At 55.2% G+C, this 18,853-nt stretch carries 16 protein-coding genes and 1 pseudogene; 16 read left to right on the top strand and 1 reads right to left on the bottom strand.

What is annotated here, in order from left to right; all coding sequences use genetic code 11:
* Nucleotides 1–6: 6 nt before the first annotated feature.
* The 15 genes and pseudogenes from ACO5R6_RS04560 (at nt 7) to ACO5R6_RS04490 (ending at nt 17,856) form a co-directional block, all read left to right on the top strand.
* A complete protein-coding gene (locus ACO5R6_RS04560) occupies nt 7–306 on the top strand; it encodes an ArsR/SmtB family transcription factor (protein ID WP_485626005.1) in 300 nt (99 codons plus the stop codon).
* A gap of 21 nt (nt 307–327) precedes the next feature.
* Nucleotides 328–1,209 (top strand): tRNA 2-thiocytidine biosynthesis TtcA family protein, encoded by an 882-nt coding sequence (locus ACO5R6_RS04555; protein WP_485626015.1) that lies wholly within the window; start codon nt 328–330, stop codon nt 1,207–1,209.
* 44 nt (nt 1,210–1,253) lie between these two features.
* Nucleotides 1,254–3,596, top strand: coding sequence for a glycoside hydrolase family 31 protein (locus ACO5R6_RS04550; protein ID WP_485626004.1), 2,343 nt, complete (start codon nt 1,254–1,256; stop codon nt 3,594–3,596).
* A gap of 75 nt (nt 3,597–3,671) precedes the next feature.
* A complete protein-coding gene (locus ACO5R6_RS04545) occupies nt 3,672–4,655 on the top strand; it encodes a helix-turn-helix domain-containing protein (protein ID WP_485626003.1) in 984 nt (327 codons plus the stop codon).
* A 105-nt stretch (nt 4,656–4,760) separates the two neighbouring features.
* The gene (gene rhaB / locus ACO5R6_RS04540) at nt 4,761–6,161 is read left to right on the top strand and encodes a rhamnulokinase (protein ID WP_485626002.1); all 1,401 of its coding nucleotides are present in this window, start codon (nt 4,761–4,763) and stop codon (nt 6,159–6,161) included.
* Nucleotides 6,162–6,261: 100 nt separating this feature from the next.
* The gene (locus ACO5R6_RS04535; RefSeq protein ID WP_485626001.1) at nt 6,262–7,521 is read left to right on the top strand and encodes an L-rhamnose isomerase; all 1,260 of its coding nucleotides are present in this window, start codon (nt 6,262–6,264) and stop codon (nt 7,519–7,521) included.
* Nucleotides 7,522–7,575: 54 nt separating this feature from the next.
* Complete coding sequence (gene rhaD / locus ACO5R6_RS04530) at nt 7,576–8,415, top strand: rhamnulose-1-phosphate aldolase (RefSeq protein WP_485626000.1); 840 nt, start codon at nt 7,576–7,578, stop codon at nt 8,413–8,415.
* Nucleotides 8,416–8,614: 199 nt separating this feature from the next.
* The gene (gene fucO / locus ACO5R6_RS04525; RefSeq protein WP_485625999.1) at nt 8,615–9,760 is read left to right on the top strand and encodes a lactaldehyde reductase; all 1,146 of its coding nucleotides are present in this window, start codon (nt 8,615–8,617) and stop codon (nt 9,758–9,760) included.
* A gap of 296 nt (nt 9,761–10,056) precedes the next feature.
* Nucleotides 10,057–10,968: a LysR family transcriptional regulator gene (locus tag ACO5R6_RS04520; protein WP_485625998.1), complete on the top strand. Its 912-nt coding sequence runs from the start codon at nt 10,057–10,059 to the stop codon at nt 10,966–10,968.
* Between the two features lie 128 nt (nt 10,969–11,096).
* A complete protein-coding gene (gene cysK / locus ACO5R6_RS04515) occupies nt 11,097–12,032 on the top strand; it encodes a cysteine synthase A (RefSeq protein ID WP_485625997.1) in 936 nt (311 codons plus the stop codon).
* A 146-nt stretch (nt 12,033–12,178) separates the two neighbouring features.
* A complete protein-coding gene (locus tag ACO5R6_RS04510) occupies nt 12,179–12,613 on the top strand; it encodes an RrF2 family transcriptional regulator (protein WP_485625996.1) in 435 nt (144 codons plus the stop codon).
* A 144-nt stretch (nt 12,614–12,757) separates the two neighbouring features.
* Nucleotides 12,758–14,069 (top strand): annotated as a pseudogene (locus ACO5R6_RS04505) (O-acetylhomoserine aminocarboxypropyltransferase/cysteine synthase family protein).
* A gap of 43 nt (nt 14,070–14,112) precedes the next feature.
* Nucleotides 14,113–15,141: a sugar kinase gene (locus ACO5R6_RS04500; RefSeq protein WP_485625995.1), complete on the top strand. Its 1,029-nt coding sequence runs from the start codon at nt 14,113–14,115 to the stop codon at nt 15,139–15,141.
* Nucleotides 15,142–15,299: 158 nt separating this feature from the next.
* Nucleotides 15,300–16,604, top strand: a complete 1,305-nt coding sequence (locus ACO5R6_RS04495) for a 5-bromo-4-chloroindolyl phosphate hydrolysis family protein (RefSeq protein ID WP_485625994.1) — start codon at nt 15,300–15,302, stop codon at nt 16,602–16,604.
* 43 nt (nt 16,605–16,647) lie between these two features.
* Entirely contained in the window at nt 16,648–17,856 is a 1,209-nt protein-coding gene (locus ACO5R6_RS04490) for a toxic anion resistance protein (RefSeq protein WP_485625993.1), read from the top strand.
* 126 nt (nt 17,857–17,982) lie between these two features.
* Here ACO5R6_RS04490 and mscL read toward each other — a convergent pair whose 3' ends face one another.
* Nucleotides 17,983–18,411, bottom strand: a complete 429-nt coding sequence (gene mscL / locus ACO5R6_RS04485; protein ID WP_485625992.1) for a large conductance mechanosensitive channel protein MscL — start codon at nt 18,409–18,411, stop codon at nt 17,983–17,985.
* 182 nt (nt 18,412–18,593) lie between these two features.
* Between mscL and ACO5R6_RS04480 the strand changes: the two genes are divergently transcribed.
* Nucleotides 18,594–18,848 (top strand): hypothetical protein, encoded by a 255-nt coding sequence (locus ACO5R6_RS04480; RefSeq protein WP_485625991.1) that lies wholly within the window; start codon nt 18,594–18,596, stop codon nt 18,846–18,848.
* Nucleotides 18,849–18,853 lie beyond the last annotated feature (5 nt).

The following is an 18,853-nucleotide window of genomic DNA, read 5'->3' as shown; positions in this document are numbered from 1 at the left end:
TCTGTTATGAAAGCTTTTGACATCAAGGAAGAGTCCATGCAAAGCCTGGCTGAGCTCTTTAAAGTCTTCGGTGATATCACCCGGATCCGGATCCTCTGTGCCCTCGGCACAGGGGAGATCTGTGTCAGCGATCTGGCGCAGGAACTCGCCATGACGCAACCTGCTGTGTCCCACCAGCTTAGGATTCTCAAGAACACCCGCCTGATCAAGGCCAGAAGAGAGGGAAAGCAGATCTACTACTCGCTGGCGGACGCGCACGTGTCCAGTATTATCGGAACCGCTTTGGAGCATGTGGAAGAGGAATGAACTGTGAATTCGGATGAGAGTATGAGGGGCGGGAGGAGACGAGAATCAATTAATTCTTTGGATCGGACCGGTGAGATAGAGCGGAGCATCATCAAGAAGTTCAAGAAGGACATCTGGTGCAAGTTCACCCGGGCGATCAATGCCTACGATATGATCCAGGACGATGACAAGATTGCCGTCTGTATCTCCGGGGGCAAGGACTCCATGCTCATGGCCAAGCTCTTCCAGGAACTTCTTCGCCACGGGAGGCAGAACTTCAGCCTGGAATTTCTCGTCATGAACCCGGGCTACAATGATGAGAACCGGCAGCGGATTCTTGACAATGCGAGATTGCTCGGAATTCCCATTCATATCTTCGGCTCTTCGATCTACGATATCGTGGCCGAGGAAGAGATAGAGCATCCCTGCTATCTCTGTGCCCGCATGCGGCGGGGCCATCTCTACGCCGAGGCCAGGGACTTAGGCTGCAACAAGATTGCCCTGGGGCATCATTTTGACGATGTGATAGAGACCATCCTGATGGGAATGCTCTATGGGGGACAGGTGCAGACCATGATGCCCAAGATCCGGTCGACCAACTTCAAGGGCATGGAGTTGATCCGCCCCCTCTATCTGATTCGGGAAGCCGATATCATCCACTGGGCCGCCTACAATGATCTCAGCTTCATCCGATGCGCCTGCCGCCTGCTTGAATCCTCACCGGACGAGGACGAAGATCGGGCCGGATCCAAGCGGGATGAGGTCAAGGCCCTGATCCGGGAGTTGAAGAAGACGAATCCCTATGTGGAGAAAAACATTTTCAGAAGTGTAGAGAATGTCAATTTACAGACGGTGATTTCCTACAAGGAAAAGGGGGTCAAACACGACTTCCGGGAGTGGTACAATGAGAGACAGGAGTCCTGAGGGACTTCTGCCTTTTTAAATTCTATCTTGATGAGGATCACACCATGGCAAAACAGAAAAACCCACAGCTTGGCCGCTTGCAGTCCTATGAGCGGGAGAACTCACGGATTAAGCTGCATTTTGAGCACTTTGAGGCCTATGTCGACGTCCTGAGAGAGGACCTGCTCAAGCTTTTTGTGGCCTATGAGAGCGAAGAAGACAGGTCCTTTGCGGTGGAGGGTGACTTGCATGAGAAGACGGACTTCTCGGTGATCGAGGGGGATCTTCCGGAGTCCAGGCTGACTGTCAGGACCAAGGCCCTTTCCCTTGTGATCGGGGACGACTTCTCTAATGCGATTTATGATGCGAAGGGACACCTGCTGGCAAGAAGCGCGGACAAGGAGCAAATCAGGCCGGAGCGGATGACGCCCGAGACCAGAGAGAAGATCTTGGGGAGCGACTCCGCCCTAAAGACCCTGATGGACGAGGAGGGGCACGAGAATCCCCTGGAGCAGATCGAGAGGACGCCTGCCTTTCTTGTGGCCCGCGAGTTGCATGCGGATGAGCACTTCTACGGACTGGGCGACAAGACCGGATTTCTGGACAAGCGGGGCTATGCCTTTGACAACTGGAATACGGATATCCCCCTGGCCCACACCGAGCAGGTGCCTGCCCTCTACAAGTCCATTCCCTTTCTCATTGTCCGTAGAGACGAGGGGATGCTGGGATTCTTCTACGACAACAGCTACCGGTCCCATATCGATCTGGGGCGGGATCATTCTCAGATCTACTATTATCAGGCGGATGGGGGCAATCATGTGGAGTATATCCTCTACAGCCCCGACATGGTGGGCCTGGTCTCTCTCTACACGGAGCTGACCGGCCGTCAGCCCCTGCCGCAGCTGTGGACTCTTGGCTACCAGCAGTCCCGCTGGGGTTATGACTCCGCCCGCAAATTCCGGGAGATCGCCGATCAGATGCGCCGTTACCGCATCCCCTGCGATGCCCTCCACTTTGATATCGATTACATGGACGGCTACCGGGTCTTCACTTGGGATCAGGCCAACTACGGGACCAGACCGCAGGACCTGTTGGATGACCTGCACCAAAGGGGATTTCATGCCGTCCCCATCATTGATCCGGGAGTCAAGCAGGATCCGGGCTATTTTGTCTACGATGAGGGAGTCAAGGGGGATTATTTCGCCAGGGACCGGGAGGGCAAGGTCTATGTCAATGCCGTCTGGCCCGGTGACGCCGTCTTCCCGGAGTTTGGCCGCAGGGAGGTCCGCGACTGGTGGGCGGATAAGGAGAGGATTCTGACAGACTGGGGATTTGACGCCTGCTGGAACGATATGAATGAGCCGGCCTCCTTTCGCGGGGAGCTTCCCCCGGATGTGGTCTTCCACGATGAGGATCGGAAGGCGACGCACGCAAAGATGCACAATGTCTTCGGTCAGCTCATGTCCAGGGCCAGCCATCAGGGGCTTAAGGAGGCCAATGGGAAACGGCCCTTTGTCATCACAAGAGCCACTTACGCCGGCGGTCAGAAATATTCCACGGTCTGGACCGGCGACAACCAGTCTCTCTGGTCGCATCTGCAGCTGATGGTGCCCCAGCTCTGCAATCTGGGCCTGTCCGGCTTCTCTCTGGCAGGAACGGATATCGGAGGCTTCGGAGGAGATTCCAATGGAGAACTGCTGGTCCGCTGGGTCCAGGCGGCGGTCTTTTCTCCCCTCTTCCGAAACCATTCCGCCATGTTCTCTCTCTTCCAGGAGCCCTGGCAGTTTGGGGACGAGATCATGGACATCTATCGGAAATATGTGGAACTGCGCTATCGGATCCTGCCCTACCTCTATGATCTCTGCCGGATGACCGAGTTCACAGGACTTCCGGTCATGCGGCCCCTGGTTCTCCACTATCCGAATGATCCCAATGTCTTTAAGATCAATGACCAGTTTCTGGTGGGAGAGAACCTGATGGCAGCTCCCATCCTGGAGGAGGGGAAGACCAGGCGGCTGGTCTACTTCCCCGCAGGGACCTGGTACGATTATTTCAGCGGCAGGCCCTATGAGGGAGCTTCTTATCACGCGGTTGAAGCAGACCTGGATCAATTGCCCATCTTCGCCAGGGCCGGGGCAATTATTCCCAACTGGGAAGTCATGCAGTATGTGGGAGAGCGGGAGTATGACCGCCTGATCTTAAAGGTGTTCCCGGGGCAGGGGGCTTACCGCCACTACAGGGACAACGGCGAGGACTTCGACTATCGGCGGGGCAAGGTGGATATCTATGAGTTCTGCCAGGACGGGGGCCGCTTGTCGGGGCGGCAGACGGTAAATGGTTACGGTCACCCCTATGCCCACATCCGGGTGGAAGAGCCCCTAAGCGGAGAGAGCTACGACCTAAAATAAGCTCGTTTCGGCCAGGCTCCCGGCGGACAGGGATTTGACAGCTCAGACCATGGCTGGTAGGGACAGAGGAGAGAGATGAATCAGCAGCTCCTGGATGAATTGCGGCGAATCAGCCCGGAGGAAGAGGGGATTCTTGCGGGCAAGGGCCCGGACTCGGATATCTATACAAGCAGGAAGGCAGATATGGTTGATGCGGCCAAGCTCTTGGAGCGGGGCCGTCTGATCACCGTCCGCCCGTCAACCCGCTTTGCCTATTTTCCCCCCCACCGCCATAACTATATCGAGATGGTCTATATGTGCCAGGGCCTATCTCACCATGTCGTGGACGGGGATGACATCCTCTTAAAGGAGGGAGAATTGCTCCTCCTGTCACTGAAGGCCAGGCAGGAACTCTTTCCGGCCGGAGAGGAGGATATTGCTGTCAATTTCATCGTCCTGCCCCAATTTTTCGACGAGGGTCTTCGCATGCTGGGAGAGACGGAGAGCCCCCTCAGGAATTTCCTGGTCAATGCCCTCCAGGGGCGGTCGGAGGTCTCTTATCTGCATTTTCGTGTGGCGGATATCCTGCCCATTCAAAACCTGCTCGAGAACCTGATCTGGAGTCTCTGGAAGCATGAGGCCAACCAGAGGGCGATCAACCAGGCCGCTATGGGCCTGCTCTTCCTAAACCTGGTCAATTACTCTGACCGGATCCGCTTTGAGCCGGGCAAGAGAAGAGCCAGCCTGCAGCTGGAAATACTCAATTATATCGAGGACCATTACGTGGACGGAGATCTGGCGGACCTGGCAGAAGAGTTGGGCTATGACTTCTTCTGGCTGTCAAGAAAGATCAAGCAGCTGACCGGCCGCAACTACACGCAGCTCGTTCAGACCAAGCGTCTGCAGCAGGCAGCCTACCTCCTGACCCAGACCTCCATGCGGGTGGACGAAATCGGCCTTAAGGTGGGTTATGAAAATCGGTCTTATTTCTATCGACTCTTCAAGAAGGAGATGGGGGAGACGCCCAGGGCATATCGGCTGAGCCACAGGATCGGGATTGCACCCACGGGTTCCCCCTGACCGACCGGCAAAGGACGCACAAATAAGGACAGTTTTCACACAAAAGCTGTCCTTTTTTTGTTGCCGTTTCGAGGATAGGATGGAGGCATAGAAAGGAGGGGGTCGATGAGCAAATACTATCTGGCGGTTGACATCGGAGCTTCCAGCGGCCGCCATATTCTGGCCCATCTTGAGGACGGATCCATTCAGCTGGAGGAGATCCACCGCTTTGCCAATGGCATGACCAAACGACAGGGGCACCTGACCTGGGACCCGGTCCGACTCTTTGCGGAGATCAAGCAGGGAATGGCCAAGTGCAAGGAGGCGGGAAAGATCCCGGAGTCTGTCAGCATTGACACCTGGGGGGTCGACTATGTCCTGATTGACAGCGAGGGAAAGCAACTTGGAGAGGCTTACGGCTACAGGGACGGGAGGACGGAAGGCATAGACAGGGAGGTCTATGAGACCATCTCTGAGGACAAGCTCTATGCCAGAACCGGAATTCAGAAGCAGATCTTCAACACGATTTACCAGCTTGCCGCAGACCGGAAGATGCGTCCCGCCCTTCTTAACCGGGCGGACGCCATGCTGATGATTCCGGACTACTTTCACTTCCTGCTCTCAGGCGTCAGGGCGCAGGAGTACACCAATGCAACAACCAGTCAGCTGGTAGACCCAAGGACCAAGGACTGGGACTGGGATCTGATCGACCGACTGGCCTATCCGAGGCGGCTCTTCCAACCCATGACCCGGCCCGGGACCTGTATCGGAGACCTCCGCCCGGATGTCAGGGAAGAAGTCGGCTATAACTGCAGGGTCGTTCTGCCGGCCAGCCATGATACCGCCTCTGCGGTCATGGCGGTACCGGGGGAGGAGGACAGGCTTCTCTATATTTCTTCCGGGACCTGGTCTCTCATGGGAACGGAACTGGCTGAGGCCAACTGCTCTGCCAGGAGCAGGACTGCCAATCTGACCAATGAGGGGGGATATGAGTATCGCTTCCGCTATCTCAAGAACATCATGGGTCTATGGATGATTCAGTCTGTCCGCAGGGAAATCGCCCCGGAGATGAGCTTCGGGGAGATCTGCGAGCTCGCCGCCAGGGAGGAGATCCGGTCGATTGTTGACGCCAATGATCCCCGTTTCCTGGCCCCGACCAATATGGCGGAGGAGGTTATGAGGGCCTGCGAGGAGAGCGGGCAGGAAGTTCCCCGGGGGATTGGCGGCTTGGCCAGTGTCATTTATCATTCTCTGGCTGCCTGCTATGGGAAGACGATCAGAGAGCTGGAGGAGATCAACGGCGTCTCCTATGACAGGATCCATGTGGTCGGCGGCGGAGCCAATGCGGATTTTCTGAATCAGCTGACCGCAAAGGCCACCGGAAGAGAGGTGCTGGCCGGCCCGGTTGAGGCCACCGCAATCGGGAATATCCTGGCCCAGATGATCTGTTTCGGTGATCTGAAGGATCTGAGGGCGGCCAGAGCCCTGGTTGGGAAGTCCTTCGAGATCAAGCACTACCGGCCCTAGAGACATAGGGATATACAGAGGCATGATATAGAGACGCAGAATCATACAGAGACCGTAATTGATAGGACGGGCTGCGAAAGAAGAGAGGAAAGGAGCAAATATGAGCGCAAGATACGAGGCGGCAAGGGAGGCATATGCCGGGTTGGGCGTTGATACCGACAAGGCCATTGAGACTTTAAAATCCGTTCCCGTCTCCCTCCACTGCTGGCAGGGGGATGATGTTCTTGGATTTGACCAGAAGGGGAGAGGATTAAGCGGCGGCATTCAGACCACCGGCAACTATCCCGGGCGGGCGAGAACGCCGGAGGAACTCTTCTCCGATATCGAGGAGGTGCTCAAGCTGACTCCCGGCACCAAGAAGATCAATGTGCACGCAAGCTATGCCGTCTTCGATGAGGAGAATCCATGGGTGGACCGGGACAAGATCGAGCCCAGGCATTTTAAGAAGTGGGTCGACTTCGCCAAGGAGCACAAGATCGGCCTGGACTTCAATCCCACCTTCTTCAGCCATCCCATGGCCAAGGGATTGACCCTCTCTTCCTGCGATGAAGAGATCCGCAACTTCTGGATTGAGCACGGCAAGGCCTGCATCCGCATCTCCAACTACTTTGCGGAGGAGACCGGTTTTCCATGTACCATGAACATCTGGACCGGGGACGGGTTCAAAGATATTCCGGCCGACCGGATGGGGCCGAGAATGCGCTACAGGGATTCGATTGAACAGATTCTCTCCGAACCCTATGATTTTGCCAAGGTAAAGCCCTGCGTCGAGTCCAAGGTATTCGGCATCGGTGTCGAATCCTATACGGTGGGGTCTGCTGAATTTACCCTCTCGTTTGCGGCCGCCCATCCGGATAAATGCATGCCTCTGATGGATAACGGTCACTATCATCCGACCGAGATGGTCAGCGACAAGATTCCGGCCCTCCTCTGCTTCTATCCGGAATTCGCCCTCCATATTACCAGGCCTGTCCGCTGGGACTCGGACCATGTTGTCCTCTTCGACGATGAGACCCGGGAGATGGCCAAGGAGATAGTAAGAAATGATGCCCTGGGCCGGGTCAATATGGCCCTGGATTTCTTCGATGCCTCGATCAACCGTATTTCCGCCTGGACGACCGGCTTTAGGAACTGGCAGAAGGCCCTCCTCAATGCAATGGTTCTCCCCAATCAGATGTTAAAGGACCTGCAGGATGAGGAGAACTTCACCAAGCTCATGGTTATGCAGGAGGAATTGAAGCTCTTCGATTTCGGTGCTGTCTGGGAGGAGTATTGCAGGCAGGAGAATGTCATCTCTGACCGGTCCTGGTATAATGAGGTCGAGCGCTATGAGAGAGAGGTCCTGGCTCTTCGTGGTTAAGGGGGACCCGGCTCTAAGTCAAGACAAGTTGGGAAGGAAAGGACAGGAGAGAGTATGAATTTCTTGGATGCGAAGTTCGTCAACGGATTTATCCATATGGGAGATGACGGGTGGAAACAGGGCTGGCACGAGAGAAATGGCGGCAATCTGACCTATCGGGTCAAGCCCGAGGAGGTAGACCTGGTCCGTGAGGACCTTGATCCACGGGAATGGGAGCCCATAGGCACCAAGGTCTCTGACCTGGCCGGGGAGTATTTCCTTGTGACAGGATCCGGCAAGTATCTGCGCAATCTGATCATCCATCCCCAGGATACCATGGCTATGATCGAGATCGACGGGAAGGGAGAGAACTACCGGATTGTCTGGGGGTTGGCCAGCGGCGGAAGACCCACCTCAGAACTTCCCTCCCACCTGATGAATCATGAGGTCAAGAAGAAATTGACGAATGGGAAATACCGGGTGATCTACCACTGTCATCCGGCCAACACCATCGCCCTGACCTTCGTCCTGCCCCTGGCATCCGAGGCCTTCACCAGGGAACTCTGGGAGATGGCCACGGAGTGCCCGGTTGTCTTCCCGGATGGGATCGGCGTCGTCCCCTGGATGGTTCCGGGCGGAAGAGAAATCGCCATCGCAACTTCTGAGTTGATGGAGAAGTACGATGTGGCGATCTGGGCCCATCATGGAATCTTCGCAGCCGGAGAGGACTTCGACTCCACCTTTGGTCTCATGCACACGGTTGAGAAGTCTGCGGAGATCCTGGTCAAGGTCCTGTCCATGACGCCCAAGAAGCGGCAGACCATCCAGCCGGATCAGTTCCGCCAGCTGGCGGACGCCTTTGGGGTAGAGCTTCCCGAGCGCTTCCTCTATGAGAAGAAATACGGAGATCTCTGAGGGAGATGCAGGGGATGGATGCCCGTCCCTATGGGCAGCTGACCCGCCTGACACAGGCCGGTGATCTATCCGACACAGGTCAGCAAACCGTCCGATACAGACCGGTAAACCGTCCGATACAGGCCGGTGGCCTGTAAGATATACAGGAAATATGAGAACAGGCAGAGCAGCTAAGAGGAGAGGAAAAGGAGGCTCATATATGGCAAATCGGATCGTATTAAACAACATTTCTTATCACGGGGCAGGGGCAATTCGAGAAATTGTCCCCGAGATTCAAAGAGGCGGATATCGGAAGATCTTTGTCACTTCGGATCCCGATCTGGTCAGGTTCGGGGTGACAGCCAAGGTGACGGACCTCTTCGAGGAGGCCGGAATCGCCTACAGTCTCTATGACGGCATCAAGCCCAATCCCACCATTCAAAATGTCAAGGAGGGGGTCAAGGCTTTCCGCGAGGCCGAGGCGGATATGATTGTGGCGATCGGCGGCGGATCATCCATGGATACGGCCAAGGCAATTGGCGTGATTATCAGCAATCCCGAGTTCGAGGATGTCCGGTCTCTGGAGGGAGTCGCTCCCACCAAGAATCATGCGGTTCCGACCATTGCTGTTCCGACCACGGCTGGGACGGCAGCAGAAGTTACCATCAACTATGTCATTACAGATGTAGAGAAGCAGCGGAAGTTCGTCTGTGTTGATACCAATGACATCCCGGCAATTGCGGTCGTCGATCCGGAGATGATGTCCTCCATGCCCAAGGGCCTGACTGCTGCCACCGGCATGGATGCCCTGACCCATGCCATCGAGGGATATACCACGAAGGCAGCCTGGGAGCTGACGGATATGTTCCATCTGGAGGCGATCAAGCTGATCGGGCAGAATCTGCGCGCCGCTGTCAACAATGAGCCCGAGGGACGCGAGGGAATGGCCATGGCAGAGTATATCGCGGGCATGGGTTTCTCCAACGTGGGACTGGGTATTGATCACTCCATGGCCCACTGCCTGTCTGCCCACTACGACACGCCCCACGGCATGGCCTGTGCTCAGCTTCTTCCCCTGTCTATGGAGTACAATCGCGATTACACCGGAGATAAGTACCGGGAGATCGCCCGGGTCATGGGCGTCTTAGGAGTCGACTCCATGAGCCGGGAGGAGTACAGGGATGCGGCGATCGCCGCGGTCAGACAGCTCTCAGAGGATGTCGGGATTCCCCAGAAGAATGACAGAATCAGGGAGGAGGACCTGGAGATCCTCGCCGCAGATGCCCTGGCTGACGCCTGCTGCCCCGGAAATCCCCGAGAGGTGACAAAGGAAGATGTCATCGCCATGTATCGCAAGCTGATGTGATTTATCTTCGGGAAGGGAGATCGGCCGGCTTGTCTTTTGGCTGGCTTTGAAGAATAAAAGAGGGGAGCTGATCTCTCCCACTCCAAGAGCGCCTGCGCAGAGGAGAGGGAGAGGTCAGCTCCCTTTTTATCTGCCTGCTCTTTGGGTCTTTGAGATTCTTATGCGGATCAGGCGTTTCCTATTGACTTAGAGGGTCTGTCAACATAGTCTATAAGCACTTTGGGTCCTGCCAGGTGAGCCGCGGGAACAGAAGAGAATAAAGAGAACAGAAGAAAACAGAAGGGAGAATCTCTGCCATGACCATCACCCAGCTTCGCTACGCCATTGCCGTCTCGAATGCCCGTTCCATGAATGAGGCCTCCCGGGAACTGTTTATCTCCCAGCCCTCCCTGTCGGCGGCAATCAAGGAGTTGGAAGAGGAGATCGGCACAGACCTCTTTCGGAGGACCAACCGGGGAATTCAGATTACGCCGGAGGGCAAGGAGTTTATCGGATATGCCCGCCAGGTGGTAGAACAGTATGAGCTTCTTGAGTCCCGCTATGTGACCAAGGACCAGGTCAAGACCAAGTTCTCCGTCTCTGCCCAGCACTACACCTTCGCCGTGCAGGCCTATGTGAATACGGTCCGCGCGTTCGGCATGGACAAGTATGAGTTCGCAATCAGTGAGACCAAGACCTCGGAGGTGATTGACGATGTCAAGAATTTCCGATCCGAGATAGGAATTCTCTATCTGAATGACTTTAACCGCAAGGTCCTGACCAAGCTCTTCAAGGAGAATGATCTGGTCTTCAATCCGCTCATGGACTGTCATATCTATGTCTATATGTCTAAAAACCACCCTCTGGCGGGGAGAGAGTCCATCAAGCTGCAGGAACTGGATCCATACCCCCTGCTCTCTTTTGACCAGGGCCAGTTCAATTCCTTCTATTTCTCAGAGGAGGTCCTTTCGACCTACGACTACAAACAGGTGATCAAATGCAATGACCGGGCGACCGTCCTCAATCTCATGGTGGGCCTGAACGGCTACACCCTCTGCTCAGGCCTGATCTGCGAGGACCTAAACGGCAGTGACTACACTGCGGTCAGGTTGAAGAGCAGCGAGATCATGCGGGTCGGTTATCTGATTCGAAGGGGGATCGCACTCTCACCCATGGGACAGCGCTATGTGCAGGAGCTTGAGGCCTTTAAGAATCAGGTTCTGGATTAAGCGGAGCCTTTCTGAGAAAATGGTTGACTTGGACGGAGAAGAGGACATAAAATAGGCATGTAAAGAAATTCCTAGTAAATATACTAATTTACTAGGAATAAAATAGAGACAGAGAAGAGGAGGAAATCATGAGAAAAATATGCGACAGTATCACGGAGTTAATCGGGCAGACCCCTCTCTTGCGGGCCGGCCGCTACAGCAGAGCTGCCGGTGTCACAGAGGGGGCGGTATATGCAAAGCTTGAGTACTTTAACCCGGCCGGCTCCGTCAAGGACCGGATTGCCGAGGCGATGATCAGGGATGCGGAGGAGAAGGGACTGTTAAGAGAGAATGCGACCATTATCGAGCCGACATCCGGGAATACGGGAATCGGCATCGCGGCAATTGCCAAGGCAAAGGGCTACCAGGCCATCCTGACCCTGCCCGACACCATGTCCGTCGAGCGCCGCAAGCTGCTCACGGCCTACGGGGCTAAGCTGGTCCTGACCGAGGGAAGCCGGGGAATGAAGGGAGCGATTGCCAAGGCGGAAGAACTGCACAAGGAGATCGAGGGCTCTGTCATCTTAGGCCAGTTTGAAAACGGGGCCAATCCAATGGCCCACTACAGGACCACCGGGCCGGAACTCTGGGAGCAGACCGAGGGGAAGATTGATGTCTTCATCGCCGGAGTCGGCACCGGTGGTACCCTGACCGGAGTCGGGAAATACTTGAAGGAGAAGAAGCCGGAGGTCAGGATTATTGCGGTCGAGCCGACCGACTCTCCGGTTCTCTCCGGGGGCAGCGCGGGTCCCCATAAGATTCAGGGGATCGGGGCCGGCTTTATCCCCCAGACCCTGGACACATCGGTCTATGACGAGATTATCAGGGTTTACAATGAGGATGCTTTTGCCGAGGGAAAACGGTTCGCCCAGACGGAGGGGGCCCTGGTGGGAATCTCCTCCGGTGCTGCTCTAAAGGCAGCTGTTGAGCTTGCCAACCGGCCGGATTATCAGGGGAAGACCATTGTTGCCCTTCTTCCCGATTCCGGTGACCGCTATCTGTCCACGGCCCTTTTTTCTGATTGATCTGACAGACCGGGCCTGACGGAGCGAACCTGACGGAGCGCAGCTGATGAGCGCGGCCCCGGGGATCCTCTGTCGGCCCCGTCAGAAAGCGGACGTTCAGATAGGACCAGCAGGACCGGCCGAGAGGAGACCGGAGGGAGAGGAAGATGAAGATTTCAACCAAGGGGCGCTATGCGCTCCGGCTCATGCTCGACCTTGCGACCTACAATACGGGAGAACCGGTCAGCATCAAGGATATCGCCAGAAGGCAGGAGATTTCCGAGAAGTACCTGGAGCAGATCATTTCCGTCTTGAAGCGGGCGGGATTCGTCCGCAGTGTCCGGGGGGCGGGAGGCGGCTACTTGCTGACCAAGGACCCGAAGGACTACACTGTCGGCATGATTTTTCGCCTGACAGAGGGGAGTCTGGCCCCGGTCGAGGGCCTGGATTCGCCGTCGCCCGACTTGGATGACCATCCGGAAGAGATTACTTACCTGGTCTATCAGGAGATCTATGACGCCGTCAATCGCGTCGTTGACGGCATCACACTGGCAGATCTGGTCGAACGCCGGCAGGAACTGGCAGACCACTATGTCATCTGAACTCGCCCGGGAAGAATTTTATTATAGGGTTTTTCTATATCGGAGTCTTATATTTACAAATTACCCGGGGGACAAGCCCCGTGTTATCTTAGTGTGAGACTCAGTAAATACAGCAATCCATGAACTGAAGGAGGATCATACTCGATGAAGGCAGTCAGAGAGTTAAAGGACCGCGATTTGAAGTTTGAGACAAGGGCTCTTCATGTGGGACAGGAGACGGCAGATCCGGTGATGGATTCCAGAGCGGTTCCCATCTACCAGACGACCTCATTCGTCTTCGATAACTGTGATGATGCGGAGGCCAGGTTTGCGCTCAAGGCCGCCGGCAATATTTACGGTCGCCTGACCAACCCCACGGAGGACATCTTTGAGCGAAGGATCGCAGCCCTGGAGGGCGGTGTGGCGGCCCTTGCGGTTGCCTCAGGTGCTGCGGCCGTGACCTATGCCTTCAAGGCCCTGGCCAAGGCCGGCGACCACCTGGTATCGGCCAATAATATCTACGGGGGAACCGCCAATTTCCTGGAGCACACCTTCAAGGACTTCGGGGTGCGGACGACATTTGTAGATCCGGGAGATCTGGAGGGGGGCAGAGGCCTCCATAGGGGACCGGACCAAGGCCCTCTATATTGAGACCCTGGGCAATCCCTCCGGGGAAGTGGTTGACATTGAGGCATGGGCCGATCTGGCCCATAAGCATGACCTACCCCTCATTGTAGACAATACCTTCGGGACCCCCTACCTGATTCGTCCCATCGAATACGGGGCGGATATTGTGGTTCACTCGGCCACCAAATTCATCGGGGGACACGGGACGACCCTGGGCGGAGTCATCGTGGACGCAGGGAGGTTCGACTACGCTTCCGGCAGATGGCCCTGGCTCTCGGAGCCCAATGCCTCTTACCATGGCCTGGTCTTTGCAAGGGATACCGCCCCGGCGGTTATCGAAAGTTATATAAGGTCGATTCTTCTTCGCGACGAGGGCGGCTGCATTAGCCCCGTCTCTTCCTGGATTCTCCTGCAAGGGCTTGAGACCCTGTCTCTTCGCGTGGAGCGCCAGACGGAGAATGCCCTACAGGTGGTTGAATTCCTAAAAAGCCGTCCGGAGGTCGAGCACATCAGCCATCCCTCCGTCTCTTCTGACCCGGTCCAGCAGTCTCTCTATAGAAAGTATCTGCCGAAGGGGGGATCTTCAATCTTTACCTTCGACATCAAGGGGGATGAGAAGAAGACCAGAGACTGGATCGACAGCCTGAAGCTCTTCTCCCTGCTCGCAAATGTCGCGGATGTCAAATCTCTTGTGATCCACCCCGCCTCAACGACGCATTCGGAGAGCTCCAGAGAGGACCTGGCCGAGATCGGCATTCGGGGCAACACGGTCCGCCTGTCAATCGGAACAGAGCATATTGACGATATTATTGAGGACCTTGCAGAGGCATTCGAGGCGATCAGAGAGTGATGCTGAGGGAATAAGCCTATGCCGCAGGCAGAAAGGAACACACATGTGTGAGAACAAGTCTTTTGATCTACTGACCCTGGGAGAGATTATGTTGCGCCTGACTCCGGCCCTCAATGAGCGCCTGAACGGGGGGGAGATCATGCTGCGGACTGCCGGCGGCGCAGAGATGAACGTGGCCGCCGGCGTTGCTATGCTGGGACTCCGCACGGGGGTCATTTCAAAACTCCCGGCCAATGATCTGGGCGATTTCATCAAGCGGCGGGTTCGTCAGAGCGGAGTCAGTGACGATTTCCTAGTCTATGATCATGACAAGAAAGCCCGCCTGGGTGTCTATTATTACGAGTACGGGGCTTATCCGAGAAAGCCCCGGATCGTCTATGACCGAATGGACACATCATTTCGGACACTGCATATCGGAGAATTGCCGCCCGCAATATACACGAGCACCCGCTGCTTTCACGTCTCGGGCATCACGCTCGCCCTGGGAGAGCAGATCCGAACCAATGCCATTGAGATTATCAGGCGCTTTAAGGAGGCGGGAGCGCTTATTTCCTTTGATGTCAATTTCAGGGGAAATCTCTGGAGTGGGCAGGAGGCCAAAGCTTGCATCGAACAGATTCTGCCCTACGTGGATATCTTCTTCTGCTCTGACTCGACGGCCCGCCTAACCTTCGGCAAGGAGGGGGATGTCAAGGAGATTATGAAGTCCTTCACGAGAGAATACCCCATCCGCCTTGTCGCATCGACCGAGCGGAAGGTCTTATCTCCAAAGAGACACAACTTCGGATCCAAAATCTATGCCAGGGATACGGACACATTCTATGAGGAAGCTCCCTACGAAAACATTGATGTTGTGGACCGGATCGGGTCGGGGGATGCCTACCTGTCCGGTGTCCTCTATGGCCTCTTGGCAAATCCGGGAGACTATCAGAAGGCCCTGGAGTACGGCAATGCCACGGGGGCTTTCAAGAATACTGTGCCCGGAGATTTGCTGAATACAGACCTGGCAGAGATCGAGGGAATCATTAGAGACCATAAGGCGGTCGGAGTCGTCTCTGAGATGGACCGCTAGGAGCGGATGAGGGCCGATGAGGGCTGATGGCGTCTCCCGGGAGATCAGCAGTTGCGGTAAAAAGGGGCTTATTATAGAATAGTAACTGTAGTTTGCGGCTCTCTTAGGCAGCCGTCTTATCGCAGAGAAGAATGAGCCGAAGGGGACAGGAGATACTTATGGAAAAGCGCAAGAGCAGCGATGATCTGATCAATGCGGGTCAGGACATCTTAGACTCTGTCAATTATGCGTTGAACAGCGGTGACTATTCCAAGTTGACATCCGATATCTCAAAGACGGTTAACCAGGCCACCAGACAGGTGGCCTCTTCGGTGTCCTCTTCCATGCGGGCAGACGGTCAGATCGGGCAGGCCGCGAGGAAGGTCCAGGAGAGCGCTTCCAGGGTCTTCGGGAACAGCGACTTTCGAACGGAGGTCAACCGGGTCTTCGGAGGCGTCTCTGACCGCAAGAACAATTTTCTGGCCAGAGATATCTCACAGATGACCGGTCTGGGCAAGCAGATTTTCGGATGGTCTGGCTTTGGACTCTTTCTCTTCCTCTCCATTATGTTCTTTACACTTATGCTGATTCCGGCGATTCGACCGGTCGGATTTATAGGAGGACTCAGCTTCTCCTTCGCCGCCGTTGCCTCCCTTCGCATGGCATTCATCGGCGCCAAAGATCGTAAATTAGTAGATATTTACCATCGTTATGGCAATCTGATTCGGGACAGGGAAGCAATCAGTATTCAAGATCTGGCCGGCCTTGCGGGTCAGAATGAAGAAGAGGTCAGGAACAATCTCAAGCAGATGCAGGAGAAGGGCTACCTTCCTCTGATTCACTTTGATAAGGATAAGTCTACGATTATCCTGACGGACCGGGCCTATCAGCAGTATCTTGACTGGGAGAAGGAGAACGAGGCCAAGAGGGCGCAGGAGGCAAGCATGTCACCGGCTGAGCGCGAGGTTCTCGCGCTGACCCGGGAGGGAGAGAAGTATATCAGAAATGTCAGACAGGCCAATGACCGCATCTCGGACCATGCCATGACATCCAAATTGGACCGGCTGGAGAAGATCATGCAGAATATCTTCGAGAATGTGAAGAAGCATCCGGAGTCTGCAAGGGACATCCGCCGCATGATTGACTTTTACCTGCCGACGATTCAGAAGCTCTTAAATGCCTATATTGAACTTGACAGTCAGCCCGACCAGCTCGAGAATGTCAAGAGGACCAAGCTGCAAATTGAGGAGTCTATGGATACCATCAATGACGCCTTTGAGAAGCTCCTGAACGATCTCTTCCAGAATGTTCTCTTTGATGTCAGCTCGGATATTTCCGTGATGGAGACGATGATGAAGCAGGATGGCCTGTCGGGACAGAGCATTCGCGACTACGAGAATGGACTTCAGTTCGGGACAAGCGCAGGAGCGACAGCCTCCGGATCCACCCGGGCGTCAGAGGGAGAGCCTGCTGAAAGATCATAGAGCAAAATGATAGAGATGATAGAGAAAGATGAGAGGTGAGACTATGGCAGAGTTGGAATTCAACCAGACGAATCAGCAGCCGGCACAGGCCGAGGCGGCCGCGCAGGTTCCCGCCCAGGCACCGGCAGAAGAAAGCCGGGACCAGGGAGCAGATCTTAGCTTCGGAGGCCCCGCGGCTCCCCAGATGGCCCTTGCATCAGATCCGGGAGAGGTCAAGATGGATGACTCAATTCTGAGTCCGCAGGAGAGGGCCCAGGCAGAGGCTTTTGCCGACAAGATCGATCTGACGGATTCGAACGGCATTCTGAACTACGGGGCCGGGACCCAGCAGAAGATGGCGTCTTTCTCAGAGCAGACCTTAAATTCCGTCCGCAATAAGGATATGGGTGAGGTCGGAGATATGATTACCAACCTGATCGGGGAGCTGAAGAATTTCGATGCGACGGAGCAGGAGAAGGGCTTGTTCGGGATCTTCCACAAGGCTCAGAACCGGATCGAGACCCTCCGCACCAGATACTCCAAGGTGGAGACCAATGTGGGAACCATCACAAGGGAGCTGGAGAAGCACCAGCAGACCCTGCTCAAGGACATTGCCATGCTGGACCAGATGTATGTGATGAATCTGGACTATTACAAGGAACTGACCATGTACATCATTGCCGGGAAGAAGCGGCTGGAAGATGTGCGGAATGGTCAGCTCAAGGAGCTTGAGGCAAAAGCGGCTCAGTCCGGAACTGCCGAGGATGCGCAGGCAGCCAAGGACCTTGCCGCCCAGTGTGACCGATTCGAGAAGAAACTCTATGACCTGGAACTGACAAGGACGATTTCCGTCCAGACAGGCCCGCAGATTCGCATGGTTCAGTCCTCCGACACCATGATGGCGGAGAAGATCCAGACCACCATCGTGAATACCATCCCCCTCTGGAAGAACCAGATGGTGATTGCCCTTGGCGTTGAGCATGCAACCCAGGCCGCCAAGGCGCAGAGAGAGGTTTCCAATATGACCAACGAGCTGCTGCGCAAGAACGCTGATAAGCTCAAGGTAGCCACCATTGAGGCCGCCAAGGAGTCAGAGCGCGGCATTGTGGATATTGAGACCCTCCAGCATACCAATAACCAGTTGATCTCCACCCTGGATGAGGTTATGCGCATTCAGAAGGATGGTAAGACCAAGAGAGCTGATGCAGAGAAGCAGTTGATCGGTATCGAAAATCAGCTTAAGGAGAAGTTGCTTCAGGCAGCCCATAATTGACGATCGACCTGCTGCAGGCAGATCGCCGGTCAGACAGAAGAAGCCCCCATTCCTGCGGATGATGTTCCGCAGAAATGGGGGCTTTCGAGTGCGATATGAAGCGGATTGAGTTTTCAGACCAGTCAATTACTGTCCCTGAAAGCCTTCCAGTTTGCTTGTGCAGTATCCGCAGCGGGTTGCCTTGATCGGAATCATACGCTTGCAGTAGGGGCATTCCTTTTCGGTCGGTTCAGAGGCTTTTGCTTCCTCGGATGTGTTCTTGCCGCGCTTGGCCTTGGCAACTGCCTTGATCATCAGGAAGAGGACGAGAGCGACAATGAGGAAGTTCAAGATGGCGGAGAGAAAGTTCCCGTAGGTCAGTTGGGCTCCGGCCAGCTTGACGGACAGCTTGCTCAAGTCATCGCCGGTGAAGAGAGCGATGAGGGGATTTAAGATATCCTTTACCAGGGAGTCGATGATGGCCTTGAAGGCGGCGCCGATAATGACGCCGATGGCCATATCCATCACATTGCCCTGGGCAATGAATTCCTTGAATTCAGACATAAATTTCTTCATAGAGACTCCTTTTCTGTGTTATATCGCCCCCGCCTTCCCGGGGGACAGGTATCGACTGATTTTCTTATTATAGCGATGAGCCGGGAAAAGGGACAGGTTTTTTTCCTGGCATTCGCCCTCATTTGATTTCCGAGTGCCTTCCGTCTTCTTCTGCCGGCCGGCGGAAGATAAATATCCCATAAATGGCATACATTACATGCTATTCTTCAATCACAAAGAGCAAGGGCGGGGACAAGGAGTCCTGTCCGCCGGATCAAGCGGTCAACGGGAAGGAGCTTGGCATGAAGGGATATTACACAGGTGAGGGATATATGGGCTATATTTCAGACGGATATATGCTCTTTTCCAGCGAGGGCGAATACGAGGAGTACTGGGAGACGATTCTCCCCTGCGGTTTGCAGGAGACAGGTCTTGGTGGCATAATAGGGCCAGTGTGATTTTC

The organism is Shuttleworthella sp., from assembly GCF_057251025.1.
Note: the sequence above shows the minus strand (reverse complement) of the source record. Positions and strands in the feature narration are given on the sequence as shown.